We start from the raw sequence: 16,168 nt of genomic DNA on the forward strand, positions 1-16,168 counted from the left end.
GGTCGCGGCATCCGTCGAACAGGCGTCGAGTCTAGCCGAGCACCACCAACCGATTCTTCCAGGGGCGCCTGGACGGCTCCTGAGCACAGTCACGCACTCCGAGCACAGTCGACGTTTGCTCAGAGGCTGCGCAGCACCTCGGCCACTCCCCCGGCCTGCACCGACGTGGTGACCTCGCCCGCGGCATCCCGAACTTCCTGCGGACCCTGCTCCATCGCGACGGCCCGGCCGCCGTTCTCGAGCGCCCAGCGGAACATGCCGACGTCGTTGCGGCCGTCGCCGATCACCAGAACGCGCGCCGGGTCGATTCCGAGCCACGACCGCACCCGCTCGAGCGCGGTGCCCTTGTCCACGCCCTGCGGGGCGATGTCCAGCCAGGCGGTCCAGCCCACGGCGTAGGACACTTCGTTGAGGCCGATGCGCTCGACGAGCTCGACGAAGTCCTGCTCCGTGTCGCCGGGCGACACGACCACGATGCGGCAGACCGGCATCGAACTGAGCTGCTCGAACGGCACACGATCGGCGTGCTCAAGATTCCAGTCCCCGAGGTGCTCGGTGTAGAGGCGACGCCCATCGGCCAGCTCGACCATGTACTTCGCGTCCGGCAGGTGCTCGCGCAGCAGCGTGAGCACCTCGATGGGGTCGAACGTCTCGGTGTGGAAGCGTTCGTAGGCGAGCACGTCGGCATCGGACTTGCGCAGGATGATCGCCCCGTTGGAGGTCACCACGAACTCGGGTGCGATGTTCAGCGATGCGAGGAACTCTTCGGTGCCCTCCCAGCTGCGACCGGTGGCCAGCATGACCTCGTGTCCGGCACGGTGCGCATGCGCCACGGCCTCGACCACTCCGGGACTGAACGTCTCGTCCTCCAGGATGATGGTCCCGTCGATGTCGAGCGCGATGAGCAGCGGCTCGGTGCGGATGCCGGGATCCTCCGCCTCGCGCGCCACATCCTCCACGAGATCCACCGCGGTCTGCTCGGGGACGACCTCGACGCTGCCCGTGGGCGGCAGGTGCGCTTCGCTCATCCGATCGTCCCCTCCGGGCGATCGGCGCGCTGACACGCGCGACACGCGTTCCGCGTCGTCACGCGACCGGCTCCAGGATCTCGAGGCCCCCGAGGTAGGGCCGCAGCACCTCGGGCACCAGAACGGACCCGTCCGCCCGCTGGTGCGTCTCGAGCAGTGCGACGATCCAGCGCGTGGTCGCCAGGGTGCCGTTCAGGGTCGCGACGTGCTGGGTCTTGCCGGCACCGCCGCCTTCGACGGGCGGGCGGTAGCGGATGTCGAGCCGCCGCGCCTGGAACGTTGTGCAGTTGCTGGTGCTGGTGAGCTCCCGGTACGCGCCCTGGGTCGGAACCCATGCCTCGACGTCGTACTTGCGCGCGGCACTGGAGCCGAGGTCGCCGGCCGCCACATCGATGACCCGGTAGGCCAGTCCGAGGTCCTGCAGCATCTGCTCCTGCATCGCAACGAGGCGCAGGTGCTCGGTCTCGGCATCCTCCGGTGTCGTGTAGACGAACATCTCGAGCTTGTTGAACTGGTGCACGCGGATGATGCCGCGGGTGTCCTTGCCGTACGAGCCGGCTTCGCGCCGGTAGCAGGTGGACCAGCCGGCGTAGCGCTTCGGGCCCTTGCCCAGGTCCAGGATCTCGTCCATGTGGTACCCGGCGAGCGGAACCTCGCTGGTGCCCACGAGATAGAGGTCGTCCTCTTCGAGGTGGTAGACCTCGTCGGAGTGCTGCCCGAGGAATCCGGTGCCGCGCATGACCTCCGGCCGCACCATGGTCGGCGGGATGAGCGGGATGAAACCGGCGGCGAGCGCCCGGTCGAGCCCGAGCATCATGATGGCGATCTCGAGCCGCGCGCCGATGCCGGTGAGGAAGTAGAAACGGCTGCCGGACACCTTGGTGCCGCGCTCCATGTCGATCGCGGCGAGGAGCTCGCCGAGCTCCAGGTGGTCGCGGGGCTCGAAGTCGAAGACCGGGGGCTCCCCGGAGGTGCGGAGCGTGACGAAGTTGTCCTCGCCCCCGGCAGGGACGCCCTCGATCACGATGTTCTCCAGCGTGGCGAGAGCGGCGTCGGCGGCCTCCTCGGCGGCGGTCACCGCATGCTGCGCAGCCTTGACCTGCTCGCTCAGCTCTTTGGCGGCCGACACGAGCGCTGCCTTCTCGTCCTTCGGCGCCTGAGCGACGCGTTTGCCGTGCGCGTTCTGGGCGGCGCGCAGCTCTTCGAAGGCGGTGATCGCGGCGCGACGCGCGCGGTCGGCGGCGACGGCCTCGTCGACGGTGGCCGGGGACTCCCCCCGGGCCTCCTGCGAGCGCTTGACCAGCTCGGGATTTTCGCGGAGGAAGACAGGATCGATCACCCGACAAGTGTACTCAGCGGCATCGCGCGACCGGCCGGCCCTAGTGTGGAGCCATGGTGACCGCAGGGGACGCGTCCGGCATGCCTGCCCGGGCCGCGGATGCGCCCGCCGGCACCGACGCCGACGCGATCGATCCCGTGGACGCGGCCCAGCCGGACGAGGTGATCCGCGAGCCCGAGGACGTCGCCCCGGACACCACGGACGGCGAGGGCGGCGAGGCCCGGCGGGTCGACGCCGAGGGCAGAACCGAGCCCCTGGCCGGCGGCGCCGAGAAGCCGAGTCCGAAGGCTGCCCTGATCTACAACCCGATCAAGGTGGATGCCGCCGCCCTACGCGCCATGGTCCAGCGCCTCTCGGCGAAGGCAGGGTGGAGCGAACCCCTCTTCTACGAGACGACGGTCGATGACCTCGGCGATGACGTGGCCCGTCAGGCACTGAAGGCGGGAGCGGATGCGGTGCTGGTCGCCGGAGGCGATGGCACCGTTCGCGCCGTCGCCGAGGCGATGAGCGAGAGCGGGGTGCCTCTGACGATCGTTCCGAGCGGCACCGGCAATCTGCTCGCCCGCAACCTGCTGCTGCCGCTGACCGACCCCGAGGCGATGGTGCGCGCGACGTTCGACGGGGACACGCTGGCGGTCGATGTGGGATTCGCCGCCATCCGGCGCGAAGACGGCGAGAGCGAAGAGCGGGCGTTCGTGGTGATGGGCGGCATGGGCCTGGATGCCGCGATGATCGCGAACACCAACGGGACCCTCAAGAGGCGAGTGGGCTGGATCGCCTATGTCGACGGCGCGGCGCGGTCGCTCGCGGGCGCGAAGGCCTTCCGCGTCGTCTATCAGGTGCCCGGCCGGCGCCTCCACTCGGCGCGCGTGCAGAGTGTCCTCGTCGCCAATTGCGGCTCGCTTCCGGCCGGTCTGGAACTCATCCCCGACGCATCCGTGTCGGACGGCGACCTGGACGTCGCGATCTTCCAGCCCAAGAACACCCTCGGGTGGCTGCTGGTGTGGCGCCGCGTCGCATGGGACAACAGCTTCCTCCGCCGCTTCCGCGCCGGGCGCCGCGTCCTGTCCCTGCGCACGAAGGACAACTCCGTCCTCTATGCACGCGGAAAGGGCCTGGATCTGGCGACCACTCCGGCGCAGCCGGTGCAGCTGGACGGCGACGAGTTCGGCGAAGCCGTGCGCATGCGCTGCCGCGTCGTGGAGGGCGGGCTGCTCACCGTCGTCCCGAAGGGGCACGACACCTCGAGCCTCTGAGGCGCGGAATGCCGCAGCTTCTGTTCTTCTTGTTCGGTGTCCCACTTATGCATGCGCGCCGCGGCGTGTCGCATGCATAAGTGGGACACGGAGAGAGGGACGGCGCGGGCGGGTGCGCAGCAGCCTCCGTGTCAACCACTCGGTCCGCTCGCGCCGGGCGCGGGTAGCATCCGACAATGCGCCAGCCGTCGATCGTGTGGTTCCGCGATGACCTGCGCCTTGCGGACAACCCGGCGCTGCGGGCCGCGATCGACCGCGGTGAGCCGGTGATCGGCCTGTACGTGCTCGATGAGCAGTCCGACGGCATCCGCCCGCTCGGCGGCGCGGCGAAGTGGTGGCTCGACGGCAGTCTGCGCTCGCTGTCCGCGCGCCTCACCGAGCGCGGCTCGACGCTCGTGCTGCGGCGCGGGCGAGCGGCATCCGTCGTCGAAGAGGTGGTGAAGGATGCCGGCGCCGACGCGGTCTTCTGGAGCCGTCGATACGGCGGGGCGGAGCGGGAGGTGGATGCCGCGCTGAAGTCCGCGCTGCGCGGCAGCGGCGTGACGGTCGCGTCGTTCGGCGCCTCGCTGCTGTTCGAACCGTGGACCGTGCAGACGGGCGCCGGCACGCCGTACTCGGTCTTCACGCCGTTCTGGCGGGCGTGCCAGTCGATGCCGGCGCCGCGGGCGCCGCTTCCCGAGCCGCGCGAGATCCCGGGCCCGCAGTCGGAGCCCACGAGCGACGACCTCGACGACTGGGCGTTGCTGCCGACGGATCCGGACTGGGCAGGGGGCCTGCGCGAGACGTGGGAACCCGGCGAACCCGCCGCGCGCGCTCGGCTGCGGGAGTTCCTCGCCGAGGACCTCGCCGAGTACGACCGTTCGCGGGACGAGCCGTCGGCGGGCGCGACCTCGGGGCTCTCCCCTCGGCTGCGCTGGGGCGAACTGAGCCCGCACACGGTGTGGCACGAGACGATCGAGTCAGGTCACCCGGCAGGGCGGTTCCTCTCCGAACTCGGGTGGCGGGAGTTCGCGTCCCATGTCCTGTATCACCACCCGGATCTGGCGACGAAGAACCTCCGCCCCGAGTTCGACGCGTTCCCCTGGCCCCGGCTGCGTCCGGCGCAGCTGCGCGCATGGCAGCAGGGCCGCACCGGCGTCCCGCTCGTGGATGCCGGCATGCGCGAACTCTGGCGAACGGGGGTGATGCACAACCGCATCCGGATGGTGACGGCATCCTTCCTCGTGAAGAACCTGCTCATCGACTGGCGACGGGGCGAGGAGTGGTTCTGGGACACGCTGGTGGATGCCGACGGCGCGAGCAACCCGTTCAACTGGCAGTGGGTGGCCGGGTCGGGCGCCGACGCCGCCCCGTACTTCCGTGTGTTCAACCCCGAGCTGCAGGCGAAGAAGTTCGACCCGCACTCCGAGTACATCCGACAGTGGGCGCCGGAGTACGGGCCGGATGCCGCGGATCTCGCGCCCCCGCCGATCGTGGACCTCGCGCAGTCGCGAAAGGACGCGCTTGCGGCGTACGAGCGGATGCGCCGCACGTCACGCCCCTGAGGGCCGGTGCGCCGACTCCTGCTCCCTCACTCTCGTTCACTTGTCCTGTTTGTACGCGAAAGGCGCTCTGCGGCGTACAAACAGCGCAAGTGAACACGGGGGGGCTTCGCTCAGTCACCGGCGGGGTCGTGCGGGCCAGCCCGCGGCGCATCCGGGGGTTGGCCACCGGGTGCGCGGACAACCGGACCTCTACGCTCGAGGGAACTGCCCTCGAACCGACAGGAACCCGATGTCCGAACCGACCCAGCCCGCGCAGCCGCAGCCCCAGCAGCCGCCGCAGTACCAGCAGCAGCCACCGCAGTACCAGCCGGCGCCCGGTGCCCCAGCCCCGCAGTACGGCGCAGCACCTCAGTACGGCGGCGGGTCCCCGCAGTATGGTGCATCGGCACCGCAGTACGGTGCGGCTCCGCAGCGGGGGCTCAGCCCCAAGTCGTGGGTCGCCACCCTGCTGCTGTCGATCTTCCTCGGCGAGCTCGGCATCGACCGGTTCTACCTCGGCAAGGTGGGCACCGGCATCCTGAAGCTGGTCACGCTCGGCGGATTCGGCATCTGGTGGCTGATCGACATCATCCTCACGATCGCGGGAGCGGCGACGGACAAGCAGGGACTCGTCGTCAAGGCCACCTAGCCCCGGAACGGCGCGGCCTGTGAACACGCGACGCCCGTCGGGAATGCCGCGACCGGCCGAGCGGGTTGCATCTGGGGATGAGCACCCCACCTGCACCCGCCCTGTCCGTTCTCGACCTCGTGCCCGTGCGCACCGGGCAGACCAGCGCTCAGGCGGTGGCGGCGTCGCTGCACCTCGTCGCGCGCGCCGATGACCTCGGTTACCGTCGCTACTGGTTCGCGGAACACCACAACATGCCCGCGGTCGCCTCGACCACCCCCCCTGTCCTGATCGCCGCCGCCGCGGCGCGCAGCAGCCGCATCCGCGTCGGGTCCGGCGGTGTGATGCTGCCGAACCACTCGCCGCTCGTGGTGGCCGAGCAGTTCGCCGCGCTCGAGGCGCTCGCGCCGGGCCGCATCGACCTCGGTATCGGCCGGGCGCCGGGCAGCGACCCCGTGATCACGCAGCTTCTGCGGATGTCGGGCACGACGTCGGACGTCGAACGCTTCCCCGATCACATCCGCGACATCATTTCGCTCGTCTCACCCGACGGGGCGACCGTGCGGTTCTCGAGCGGCGGCGAGTACGGCATCCACGCGACACCCCAGGCCGAGGGCGCCCCCGACGTGTGGCTGCTCGGCTCGAGTGACTACTCGGCGCAGCTGGCGGCATCCCTCGGTCTGCCGTACGTGTTCGCGAACCACTTCTCGGGCGAGGGCCTGGAGCGCGCGCTCGATCTGTACCGCACCGGCTACCAGTCCACCGAGGCGCACCCCGAGCCGCGGACGTTCCTGACGATCAACGCCGTAGCGGCGACGGATGCCGAGGAGGCCGAAGCCCGCGCACTGCCGCAGCTGCGCATGATGGCGCGGCTGCGCACCGGCAAGCCGCTGACCGCGCTCGAGACCGTCGAGGAGGCGCGCGCCGCCCTCGCCACCGAGGCGGACGCGCAGGCAGAGTCGATCATGGCCGCCGCACGCCGCCGCTGGCTCGTCGGCACCGGCGCGGACGTGCGAGCCCAGGTCGCGGAGTTCGCCGCCAAGTACGGCGTGGACGAGGTCATGATCTCGCCGGTCGGCGGCGCCTTCGACGGCGAGCCGATGGATGCCGCGACCGGCCGGGCGCAGACGCTGGAGCTGCTCGCGGCCTGAGCGGGGAGCTCGGACCGGTGAACTCCCCGAAGCGGGTAGACGGTGCGTGCGGTCCGGGCGTGCGCACCGAAGCAAGTGGACCTCGCGTGCGGTCCGGGCGTGCGCACCGGAGCACGTGGACCTCGCGTGCGGTCCGGGCGTGCGCACCGAAGCAAGTGGACGGTACGTGCGGTCCGGGCGTGCGCACCGAAGCAAGTGGACGGTACGTGCGGTCCGGGCGTGCGCACCGAAGCAAGTGGACGGTGCGTGCGGTCCGGGCGTGCGCACCGGAGCACGTGGACGGTACGTGCGGTCCGGGCGTGCGCACCGGAGGAGATGGTCAGTCCTGAGGACCGAAGCGCCCGATCCAATCCTCAGCTTCGCGCATCCCCTCACGAGGCAACGGCCGAAGCGACCGACCGCACTGGACCGACCACCCTCGGCCGACCGGGCGGGACTAGGCCTCGGGCTCGCCGCTCAGCAGCCCGCGCAGCCAGTCGCGCGCCTCGACGAAGACGTCGTCGGAGTACCGCTCGGGATAGCGCACGATCGCGCGGTCCGCGCGGGGGTAGGACCCGAGGAAGACGACCTTCGGGCTGAAGCGGCGCAGACCCAGCAGCGCGTCGGCCATGCGCTCGTCCTCGATGTGGCCATCGGCGTCGATGACGAACCGGTAGCGGCCGAGGGCATCGCCGATCGGGCGGGACGCGAGCAGCGAGAGGTTGATGCCCCGCGTCGCGAACTGCTCCAGCATCTCCAGCAGCGCACCGGGGTGGTCATCGGGCAGTTCTGCGATGAGCGACGTCTTGTCGGCGCCGGTGGGCGCCGGCGGCGCGACGGTGCGGGCCACCAGCACGAACCGCGTGACGGCGTTCGGGTTGTCGCCGAGGTTCTCGGCGAGCAGGGTCAGCTCGTGATGCTCGAGGATCCCGGGGGGCGCGATCGCGGCATCCGCATCGCTGGTCCCGTCGAGCAGGCCCATGGCGCTGCGACATTGCTGGATGCCGGGACGTGCGCGTGCGCGGGAAGCGTGCGGGTCAGCCACTGCAGGCACTGCGCATACGCGACGGGTGCGCCGCGATGAGCGAGACCTGCTCGAGCGTGGTCCCCGGCCGGGCGACGAGGACGAAGTCGACCGGGACGAGGTACTCCCCACGATCCGCAGACCGGGCATCGTCGCGAGCGCGTCCTGGGCGGTCGAGACACCGCCGTCGACGGAGTTCTCGATCGCGATCATCGCGGCGTCTGAACGACCCTCCACGACGTCGGCGAGCGCCTCGCCGACGTTGCGGACCGACCGCCAGTGCTGGTTGCGCGCTTCGGGCACCTGGCCAGCGCGGCCTCCGTGAAGAGAGGCACTCACGAACGTCGTCCGTCACTCGGGCGGCTCCACCGCCACGATCACCCTCGAGAGACTCCAGTCCCCGGGCGCCGACCAGCTCGTTCTCACCGTCGAGGACGACGGCACCGGCCCTGATTCGGCCGCGACCGAGGGTGCCGGCATCCGAGGTATGCGCGAGCGTGTGCAGAGCTCGCCGGCGGCGCGCTCACACGATCACCCCGGCCACGCGCGCCGGCACCGTGGTGACCGCACGGCTCCCGTGGCGGGTGCGTCGTGATCCGGGTCGCGCTGGCCGATGACCATCAGCTCGTGCGCGCCGGATTCCGTGCCCTGCTGGACTCTCGGAGCCCGACATCGAGGTCGTCGTCGAGGCGTCCGGTGGTGAGGCCCTGCTGCGGCGAAGCCGCGAAACCCCGCGACGTCGCGCTTCTGGACATCCGGATGCCGGACGGCGACGGCCTCTGGACGACCGAGCAGATCGCGGCCGACGCCACCCTGGCCGGCGTCCGCGTCGTGATCGTCACGACGTTCGAGCTGGACGAGTACGTCGCCCGGGCCATCCGCGCCGGCGCGAGCGGCTTCCTGGTGAAGGACACCGAGCCTGTCGACCTCATCCGCGCCGTGCGTGTGGTCGCCGGCGGCGACGCCCCTCCTCTCGCCGGGCGTGACACGACGCCTGCTCGAGCGCGCCGCACTGGGGATGCGGGATGCGGCGGATCCCACGCGCCTGGCGACCCTGACCGAGCGCGAGACCGAAGTGCTGCGCCTGGTCGGCCAGGGCCTCACCAACGACGAGATCGCACAGCGGCTGTTCCTCTCGCCGCTCACCGCGAAGACGCATGTCTCGCGGATCATGCAGAAGCTGGCGCCCGGGACCGCGTGCAACTCGTCGTCACCGCATACGAATCCGGCCTCGTCGCGCCCGGCTGGCAGTAGCCTCCACCCTCCGCGTACTCCGGCGGAAGCATCCGCAATGCCTTCCCGGACAGATTCGCGGATGCTGCGCCCTCGGTTGGCTTGACGCATGCGATCGCGGCCCTCCGCCGGCAGGGAAGACCGCGATCCCGACCGAGAGGAAGCCCATGTCCACCACGCTCGCCGCTGTCAATGCCCTCACCGCAGTCGCCTCCACCGCCGACCGTCATTTCGTCGGGTGGGGTCCGGGGTTCGGCTGGTGGTTCCTGCTGATTCCGCTGTTCTGGATCCTGGTGTTCGCCCTGCTCTTCGCGCTCTTCGGCCGCCGCTGGCGGCGCGCGGCAAGGGAGAACGGCTACGGACCGCACGGGCGACTGAGCCCCCTGAGGCAGGCCGAGGTCACCCTGGCCGAGCGCTACGCCAAGGGCGACATCGACGAGGTCGAGTATCGCGCGAGGCTCGAGGTCCTGCGCGCGAACGCGGCACCGCCGTCCTGAGGACGCTGACTCCGAACGCGACGCGCCGCCCGCCCTGGGCCGGCGCGTCGCCGTTGCTCAGCCCCGGCCGGAACGTGACGCGCGACCGCTGCGAGAAGCGCGACGCAGTAGAAGACCGCGAGCACGACCAGCAGGGCCAGCGCAGCGCTCCATCCCCGGTCCATTCGTGCAGCGCGCCCACCACCGGCGCGCCGAGGGCGCCGAACGCGTACCCGCCCCCCTGGACGAGGGCGGACATGCCCGCAGCTTCGCGGTCGTTCCGCGCGACGGTCACGAGGGCGGTGAAGATGACGACGAAACCGCCGGCGTGGGCAACGGCCCCGACCACGAGCCAGAGCCACGTGAGCTGCGGCGCCAACAGCATCCCCACCGTCAGGATCAGCCACGATGCGCAGATGGTCAGGGTCGGCACGATCGCGGGAGTGAACCGCGCGAGCAGGGGAACCACGAATGCGCCCGCGATGGCCGCGCCCTGGAACAGCGATGCGAGAGCGCCCGCCGCTGCCGGGTCCAGTCCCAGTTCGTCCGCCGTGAGCGTCGGCAGCCACGTCGAGAGCGAGTAGTAGATCGTGGTCTGCGCTGCGAATGCCGACAGCAGCAGCCAGGTGACCGGGCGCCGCAGGATCGTGCGCTCCTGCCGACCGCGCGCGGCGACCGGCAGCGGACCGGTGAGGGTGGTGGGATCGATGTCGCGAACCGCTGATCTCCCACCCTCGGATCTCGGCTCCGGTCCCGAGTACCGGTCCGCCCAGCCTCCGCCGGGACGACGGGTGCGGGACAGGTGAGCGGCCCACAGCAGGATCCCGGCCACCGTGAGCAGCGACCACGCCAGCAGCGACGCCGGCCAGCCGATGAGCGAAGCGAGCGGAGCGGTCAGCAACGAGGTCACCAGCGAACCGGCGTTGAGCATCGCCACGTACGCCGCGGTGATGATGCCGACGTGCGCGGAGGGCACGTCGCGGCGGATGATCACCGGGATCACGATGTTTCCGATCGTCACCGCCGCACCGATCACGAACATGCCGGCCAGCATCCAGCCGAATCCAGGCAGTGCCCGGATCACCGTCCCGAGCAGCACGCCGCTCAGCGAGAGCATCAGCGCGAGCTCAGCCCCCGATCTGCGGATCACCAGCGCGGCCAGCGGAGTGAGCAGCGCGAACATGAGCACCGGTGCGGTCGTCAGCAGCCCGGCGGTGGCCGAGCCGATGCCGAAGTCCGCCTCGATGTCGCGCAGCACCGGCGTGGGCGCCACGATCGGACCACGCATGCTCAGGGCAGCGACGAGCAGGCCCGCCACGACGAACCAGGGGATGCCGCGACCTGCGCGCGGCGGCACGCCCGCCCTCACGCGGGTTCCCGCGGACGGGTCTGCAGGAACGTCACCGCTCGACGGTGTACCTTCCCGGCGCCCCGGTCAGTGCCGGCGCGATGTCCACTCCCGGAGCCGCTCCAGGGACCACGTGGTCACGACGCGCTCGGGCGGCACCCCGGCCCTTTCCGCGCGTTCCGCGCCGTAGTCGAGCAGCGACAGCTGGCCGGGCGCATGCGCGTCGGAATCGATCGAGAAGAGGCATCCGAGCTCGAGCGCGATCGCGATCATCTCGTCAGGCGGATCCTGTCGCTCGGGGCGGGAGTTGATCTCCACAGCGACACCGTTCGCCGCGCACGCCTCGAACACGGCTCGCGCGTCGATGCTCGAGGGGGGACGCGTGCCGCGGGAGCCCTCCACGAGCCGCCCGGTGACGTGCCCCAACACGTCGACCCGTGGGTCGGACACGGCGGCCACCAGCCGCCGGGTCATCGGTCCGCGATCCATGCGCAGCTTCGAGTGGGCGGATGCCACCACGACGTCCAGTTCATCCAGCAGATCCGGCTCCTGGTCGAGCCCGCCCGCCTCGAGGATGTCGACCTCGATGCCGGACAGCAGGGTGAAGCCGTCGCCGCTCATGCCTTTGACGATGTCCAGTTGCGCACGAAGTCGTTCCGGTGACAGGCCGTTCGCCACCCGAAGCCGCGGTGAATGGTCCGTCAGCGCCAGGTATTCATGCCCCAGGGTCCGAGCAGCCTCCACCATGAGATCGATCGACGTCAGGCCGTCCGACCAGTCGCTGTGGCTGTGCAGGTCGCCGCGCAGCATCCCGCGCAGCGTCGAGCTCCGCTGCACTCCCGCCCGCTCGCGCAGGTCCACCAGGTAGCCGGGCACGCGCCCCTCGAGCGCCTCGGAGATGACCGCGAACGTGGACTCGCCGATCCCCTTGCGGCGACGCAGGGCGGCAGCATCCCGCAGGTCTTCGTCGCTGAGTCCGGCGATCGCGTCAGCGGCCGTGCGGAAGGCCTTGGATTTGTACCGAGACGACCGCTCGCGCTCCAGCAGAGTCGCGATCTCGTTCAGCGCGTCGGAGGGGTGCATCTTCGAGAGGGCGTGGTCACGCCTCGGCGAGAGTCGACCGCTTGATCACGACGGGGGCGCTCGCGAGCCGGTGGATGGCCCAGCCGAACAGGATCGACAGGATGCCGACGCCGATCGCGAATGCGGCGACACCGAACGAGACGACGGAAGTGAACAGTGACGCCCGCAAGAACGATGCGGTCATCATGGTCTGGCGCACCGGATCGTCCTGCGCGAGTTCGGCGTAGGTCTTGCCGCCGGAAGCTTCCAGGGCATGGTGCTGGATGATGTCGGCTTGCACATACGCCGTGAAGGGACCGGCGACCGTCTGGCCCTGGAACGCCATCGCGTCGTCGGGGATCGTGATGCTCTCGGCCTGCAGCTGCATCGACACCGCGATCCAGATGACGACCCCGACCAGGATCAGCGCGATCCCGCCCAGGATGCCGAGGATGCCGGCGACCTTGACGAGCCTGAGGCTGCGGGCGGGCGGTTCCACGGCGGCCGCCGTGTCGGCGGCGGTGATCGGGGCGTCGGTCATGGCATCCTCCTGCATTCGGTGGTGCGTGTGTCTTCACGCTAGCCGCGCCCGGCGCAACGAGGTAAGTGTCGGTGTCAGCCGATCGACATCAGATCCTCAGTCCGCGTACGAGCGGGTGGCCTCGACCCAGGTCTGCAGCTTCTGGGCTGCCGCGCCGCTGTCGATCGCCTCGGCGGCGACGTCCTTCGCCGCGGCGAGGCGCTCCAGAATCGGCCGCTGAACCTGTGTCGCGTCCTGGAAGAGCTCGAACGCGACGATGCCGGCCGCAGCATTGAGCAGCACGATGTCCCGCACCGGGCCCTGGTCGCCCGCGAAGACGCGGTGCACCACCTGCGCGTTGTGCGCCGGATCGCCCCCGAGCAGGTCGTTGATATCGGCAACCGGGATGCCCAGATCGCGCGGATCCAGGTCGTGCTCATGGATGTCGCCCCGGCTCACCTCCCACAGTCTGCTGTGGCCGGTCGTGGTCAGCTCGTCCAACCCGTCGTCGCCGCGGAACACCAGCGCCGTCGCGCCGCGGGTCCGGAAGACACCTGTGATCAACGGCACGCGGTCCAGCTGCGCGACGCCGACCGCGTTGGCCTCGGCACGCGCGGGGTTGCACAGGGGCCCGAGGAAGTTGAAGACGGTCGGCACACCCAACTCGAGGCGGGTGGCGCCGGCGTGGCGGAAGCCCGGGTGGAACGCGGAGGCGAACGCGAACGTGATCCCCGCGCGGGACAGGGTCTCAGCGACTTGCTCGGGCGTGATGGTCAGGTCCAGTCCCAGCGCCGCGAGCACGTCGGACGAACCCGACGCCGAACTCGCCGCCCGGTTGCCGTGCTTGACCACGGGAATACCGGATGCCGCGGCGACGACAGCGGCCATGGTCGAGATGTTGACGGTGCCGAATCTGTCGCCGCCGGTGCCGACGATGTCCAGGACGTTCGCATCCACCGGCAGCGGCAGCGCCGCCTCGAGGATCGCGTCCCGGAACCCGACGATCTCGTCGACCGTCTCACCCTTGACGCGCAGTGCCACGAGGAATCCGGACAGCTGCGAAGGGGTCGCCGAACCGGTCATGATCTGCCGCATCGCCCACGTCGACTCGGAGACGCTGAGGTCGCGCCCGTCAACCAGCGTGGTGAGAATTCCGGGCCAGGTGTACAACTCCGCCATGAGCCAAGAGCCTAGCCGCGCGACACGCCGGGCGATTGCCGGCCGGACCGCGCTGCAGCAACCTGGCCTCTCGGCGTCCTCTGGCGACATTCCCGGCGGACTCTCGGCGGTCTCTGGAGTGGCACGAAGTCGGAGCGGGCCCGATTCGCCCGCCGGGATGGAAAATACCGCGCCGGAATCGGCCATAATGAAGGGGTGACAACCACGACAGCGACCTACTCTCAGGCCATGCGCTCGGTCAAGCGTCCCGACCCGGTCGCTGTTGGCACGATCGTCTGGCTCGGCAGCGAGGTGATGTTCTTCGCGGGGCTCTTCGCGATCTACTTCACTCTGCGCAGCACGTCTCCCGAGCTGTGGGCGGAACGAACCGAGCTGCTGAACGTCCCCTATGCGACCGTCAACACGATCATCCTCGTGCTGTCTTCGGTCACGTGCCAGATGGGCGTCTTCGCCGCCGAGCGCTTCCAGCCCTACTCGACCAAGAAGCGCGGATGGCTCGGCTGGGGAATGGTCGAGTGGTTCTGGCTGACCTTCGCTCTCGGAGCGATCTTCGTCTCCGGCCAGGTGTGGGAGTACGCGCAGCTGGTCGCTGAGGGGATGCCGATCTCTTCCGACTCCTACGCCTCCGCGTTCTACCTCACAACGGGCTTCCACGCGCTGCACGTCACGGGTGGTCTGCTCGCGTTCCTCCTCGTGATCGGCCGGGCGTATGCCGTCAAGAACTTCGGGCGCAAGGAGATGACCACCTCGATCGTGGTGTCGTACTACTGGCACTTCGTCGACGTCGTCTGGATCGCCCTCTTCCTCGTCATCTACTTCCTGAAATAGAGCGGAGCTTTTCCGAAATGGCACGTGAGTCCAAGCGCCGCTCGAACGGCCGTCGCAGTCCCTGGGCGGCGGCAGCCCTCATCGGCATCGGCCTCCTGATCACAGGCGGCGTTTACGCCGGTGCTTCCGCTGCAATGGCAGCGAACGCCGACACCGCCGTCTCATCGGCGCTGACCGTCGAAGACGGAAAGAAGCTCTTCCAGGCGAACTGTGCAACCTGCCACGGTCTCGACCTGCAGGGCTCCACCAACGGTCCATCCCTGTTCGGAGTGGGCGAGCTGTCCGTCGAATTCCAGGTCGCCACCGGACGTATGCCGTTGCAGGCACAGGCGCCTCAGGCTCCGCAGAAGCCCGTGCAGTTCACGCACGAGCAGGTCCTCGCGATGGCCGCCTACGTGCAGTCGACCGCTCCCGGCCCGACCTTCCCCACTGAGGAAGTGCTCGACGGCGAGGGGGATGTCGCGCGCGGAGCCGAGCTGTTCCGCATCAACTGCGCAATGTGCCACAACGTCGCCGCCGCCGGCGGTGCCCTCACGGAGGGCAAGTACGCCCCCGCGCTGGGTCAGACCAGCGCTCTGCACATGTACGCCGCGATGGTCACCGGACCGCAGAACATGCCCGTCTTCAACGACGTGAACCTGACGGCCGAAGACAAGCGCGACATCATCTCCTCACTCCTGTTCATGCAGGAGAACGAGTCGCCCGGCGGATTCACGCTCGGCTCCCTCGGACCCGTTTCCGAAGGCCTGTTCATCTGGATCTTCGGCATCGGCGGTCTGATCGCCATCACCGTGTGGATCACGGCGAAGTCCAACTGACCGATTTCGAACACCGTACGAACGAGGATCACCATGGCACACGATGACGACCCGCTCGAGCATGAAAGGGCTTCCTGGAAGCCCTCGCCCGGGCTCGCCGTCGCGGTTTCCGACCCGGTGCAGCTCCCTGTGCTCCCGCCTCACCGCGAGAGGATGACCGACAAGGACCCCGCAGCGTCGAAGCGCGCCGTCCGCACGGTCTACACGCTGTTCTACCTGTCGGTCGCGGCGAGCATCTGGGCGATCGCCGCCTACATGCTCTTTCCGATCGAGAGCGGGCGGATCGTCGACATCCGCAACAACAATCTCTTCATCGGCCTCGGCATCGGTCTTGCCCTGCTCGCGCTCGGCCTCGGAGCGATCCACTGGTCGAAAGCGATCATGTCGGACAAGGAGTTCATCGAACCCCGTCACGCCACACGCGGACGCGACACGACGCGCGCCGCCGCCGTCCAGGCATTCGCGGACGCCAACGAGGAGTCCGGGTTCGGCCGGCGCGTCATGATCCGCAACTCGCTGATCGCCGCCGTCGTGGCCTCGGTCGCACCCGGCATCGTCCTGTTCCGTGGACTGGCTCCGGAGGGCGAGAACCCGGTGGCCCTCCTCGAGGAGACCATGTGGACGCAGGGCATGCGTCTTGCCCACGATCCCGAGGAAACGCCGATCCGTGCTGCCGACGTCACACTCGGCTCTGCGGTGCACGTGATTCCCGAAGCCCTCGCCGCACTCGGCATTCGGAGGGTTACCTCGAGGCCAAGGCCAAGGCCATCGTGCTG

General features: G+C 69.8%; 15 protein-coding genes and 3 pseudogenes. 11 read left to right on the forward strand and 7 right to left on the reverse strand.

From position 1 onward, the window contains the following. Positions 1–119: 119 nt before the first annotated feature. Both ABD655_RS16335 and serS read right to left on the reverse strand, forming a co-directional pair. The gene (locus ABD655_RS16335; protein WP_344715605.1) at positions 120–1,028 is read right to left on the reverse strand and encodes an HAD family hydrolase; all 909 of its coding nucleotides are present in this window, start codon (positions 1,026–1,028) and stop codon (positions 120–122) included. A 58-nt stretch (positions 1,029–1,086) separates the two neighbouring features. Then, entirely contained in the window at positions 1,087–2,367 is a 1,281-nt protein-coding gene (gene serS / locus ABD655_RS16340) for a serine--tRNA ligase (RefSeq protein WP_344710387.1), read from the reverse strand. A 53-nt stretch (positions 2,368–2,420) separates the two neighbouring features. Here serS and ABD655_RS16345 point away from each other — a divergent pair, with 53 nt between their 5' ends. The 4 genes from ABD655_RS16345 (at position 2,421) to ABD655_RS16360 (ending at position 6,925) form a co-directional block, all read left to right on the forward strand. After that, a complete protein-coding gene (locus tag ABD655_RS16345; protein ID WP_344710389.1) occupies positions 2,421–3,623 on the forward strand; it encodes a diacylglycerol/lipid kinase family protein in 1,203 nt (400 codons plus the stop codon). Between the two features lie 176 nt (positions 3,624–3,799). Beyond that, positions 3,800–5,167 (forward strand): cryptochrome/photolyase family protein, encoded by a 1,368-nt coding sequence (locus ABD655_RS16350; protein WP_344710391.1) that lies wholly within the window; start codon positions 3,800–3,802, stop codon positions 5,165–5,167. Between the two features lie 229 nt (positions 5,168–5,396). Then, the gene (locus tag ABD655_RS16355) at positions 5,397–5,795 is read left to right on the forward strand and encodes a TM2 domain-containing protein (protein WP_344710393.1); all 399 of its coding nucleotides are present in this window, start codon (positions 5,397–5,399) and stop codon (positions 5,793–5,795) included. A gap of 77 nt (positions 5,796–5,872) precedes the next feature. Then, positions 5,873–6,925: an MsnO8 family LLM class oxidoreductase gene (locus ABD655_RS16360; protein WP_344710395.1), complete on the forward strand. Its 1,053-nt coding sequence runs from the start codon at positions 5,873–5,875 to the stop codon at positions 6,923–6,925. Between the two features lie 436 nt (positions 6,926–7,361). Here the strand turns inward: ABD655_RS16360 and pheA are convergent. Further along, positions 7,362–8,263: pseudogene (gene pheA, locus ABD655_RS16365) on the reverse strand (prephenate dehydratase). Positions 8,264–8,304: 41 nt separating this feature from the next. Between pheA and ABD655_RS17000 the strand changes: the two are divergent. The 4 genes and pseudogenes from ABD655_RS17000 to ABD655_RS16380 all read left to right on the forward strand — a co-directional run bounded on the left by ABD655_RS17000 (position 8,305) and on the right by ABD655_RS16380 (position 9,658). After that, positions 8,305–8,523: a hypothetical protein gene (locus ABD655_RS17000; protein WP_425561679.1), complete on the forward strand. Its 219-nt coding sequence runs from the start codon at positions 8,305–8,307 to the stop codon at positions 8,521–8,523. Positions 8,524–8,555: 32 nt separating this feature from the next. Beyond that, positions 8,556–8,813, forward strand: a pseudogene (locus tag ABD655_RS16370) (response regulator); the annotation flags it as partial. Positions 8,814–8,910: 97 nt separating this feature from the next. Beyond that, complete coding sequence (locus ABD655_RS16375; RefSeq protein WP_344715608.1) at positions 8,911–9,267, forward strand: response regulator transcription factor; 357 nt, start codon at positions 8,911–8,913, stop codon at positions 9,265–9,267. Positions 9,268–9,328: 61 nt separating this feature from the next. Beyond that, positions 9,329–9,658: an SHOCT domain-containing protein gene (locus ABD655_RS16380; protein WP_344712984.1), complete on the forward strand. Its 330-nt coding sequence runs from the start codon at positions 9,329–9,331 to the stop codon at positions 9,656–9,658. On the opposite strand, the gene ABD655_RS16385 is transcribed toward ABD655_RS16380, so the two are convergent. The 4 genes from ABD655_RS16385 to trpD form a co-directional block, all read right to left on the reverse strand. Continuing rightward, positions 9,561–10,994: an MFS transporter gene (locus ABD655_RS16385; protein ID WP_344715610.1), complete on the reverse strand. Its 1,434-nt coding sequence runs from the start codon at positions 10,992–10,994 to the stop codon at positions 9,561–9,563. The genes ABD655_RS16380 and ABD655_RS16385 overlap by 98 nt on opposite strands. Before the next feature lie 78 nt (positions 10,995–11,072). Beyond that, positions 11,073–12,068 carry a PHP domain-containing protein gene (locus ABD655_RS16390; RefSeq protein ID WP_344712980.1) on the reverse strand — a complete coding sequence of 332 codons (996 nt, stop codon included), beginning with the start codon at positions 12,066–12,068 and terminating at the stop codon, positions 11,073–11,075. A 16-nt stretch (positions 12,069–12,084) separates the two neighbouring features. Then, a complete protein-coding gene (locus ABD655_RS16395) occupies positions 12,085–12,588 on the reverse strand; it encodes an aromatic ring-opening dioxygenase LigA (protein ID WP_344712979.1) in 504 nt (167 codons plus the stop codon). A 96-nt stretch (positions 12,589–12,684) separates the two neighbouring features. Next, positions 12,685–13,746, reverse strand: a complete 1,062-nt coding sequence (gene trpD, locus ABD655_RS16400; RefSeq protein ID WP_344712977.1) for an anthranilate phosphoribosyltransferase — start codon at positions 13,744–13,746, stop codon at positions 12,685–12,687. 228 nt (positions 13,747–13,974) lie between these two features. Here trpD and ctaE point away from each other — a divergent pair, with 228 nt between their 5' ends. The 3 genes and pseudogenes from ctaE to ABD655_RS16415 form a co-directional block, all read left to right on the forward strand. Next, positions 13,975–14,574, forward strand: coding sequence for an aa3-type cytochrome oxidase subunit III (ctaE, locus tag ABD655_RS16405; RefSeq protein ID WP_344715750.1), 600 nt, complete (start codon positions 13,975–13,977; stop codon positions 14,572–14,574). A 17-nt stretch (positions 14,575–14,591) separates the two neighbouring features. Beyond that, positions 14,592–15,392, forward strand: coding sequence for a cytochrome bc1 complex diheme cytochrome c subunit (qcrC, locus tag ABD655_RS16410; RefSeq protein ID WP_344712976.1), 801 nt, complete (start codon positions 14,592–14,594; stop codon positions 15,390–15,392). 33 nt (positions 15,393–15,425) lie between these two features. Next, positions 15,426–16,168 (forward strand): annotated as a pseudogene (locus ABD655_RS16415) (cytochrome bc1 complex Rieske iron-sulfur subunit); the annotation flags it as partial.

This window comes from Microbacterium terregens, from assembly GCF_039534975.1.
GTDB lineage: Bacteria > Actinomycetota > Actinomycetes > Actinomycetales > Microbacteriaceae > Microbacterium > Microbacterium terregens.

Excerpts from the sequence above, each read along its gene's own strand:
- ABD655_RS16345 (WP_344710389.1), top strand. The coding sequence starts at position 2,421 with ATGGTGACCGCAGGGGACGCGTCCGGCATGCCTGCCCGGGCCGCGGAT.
- trpD (WP_344712977.1), bottom strand. The coding sequence starts at position 13,746 with ATGGCGGAGTTGTACACCTGGCCCGGAATTCTCACCACGCTGGTTGAC.
- qcrC (WP_344712976.1), top strand. The coding sequence starts at position 14,592 with ATGGCACGTGAGTCCAAGCGCCGCTCGAACGGCCGTCGCAGTCCCTGG.
- ABD655_RS16380 (WP_344712984.1), top strand. The coding sequence starts at position 9,329 with ATGTCCACCACGCTCGCCGCTGTCAATGCCCTCACCGCAGTCGCCTCC.
- ABD655_RS16350 (WP_344710391.1), top strand. The coding sequence starts at position 3,800 with ATGCGCCAGCCGTCGATCGTGTGGTTCCGCGATGACCTGCGCCTTGCG.
- ctaE (WP_344715750.1), top strand. The coding sequence starts at position 13,975 with ATGCGCTCGGTCAAGCGTCCCGACCCGGTCGCTGTTGGCACGATCGTC.
- ABD655_RS16335 (WP_344715605.1), bottom strand. The coding sequence starts at position 1,028 with ATGAGCGAAGCGCACCTGCCGCCCACGGGCAGCGTCGAGGTCGTCCCC.
- ABD655_RS16390 (WP_344712980.1), bottom strand. The coding sequence starts at position 12,068 with ATGCACCCCTCCGACGCGCTGAACGAGATCGCGACTCTGCTGGAGCGC.
- ABD655_RS16355 (WP_344710393.1), top strand. The coding sequence starts at position 5,397 with ATGTCCGAACCGACCCAGCCCGCGCAGCCGCAGCCCCAGCAGCCGCCG.
- ABD655_RS16395 (WP_344712979.1), bottom strand. The coding sequence starts at position 12,588 with ATGACCGACGCCCCGATCACCGCCGCCGACACGGCGGCCGCCGTGGAA.
- ABD655_RS16360 (WP_344710395.1), top strand. The coding sequence starts at position 5,873 with ATGAGCACCCCACCTGCACCCGCCCTGTCCGTTCTCGACCTCGTGCCC.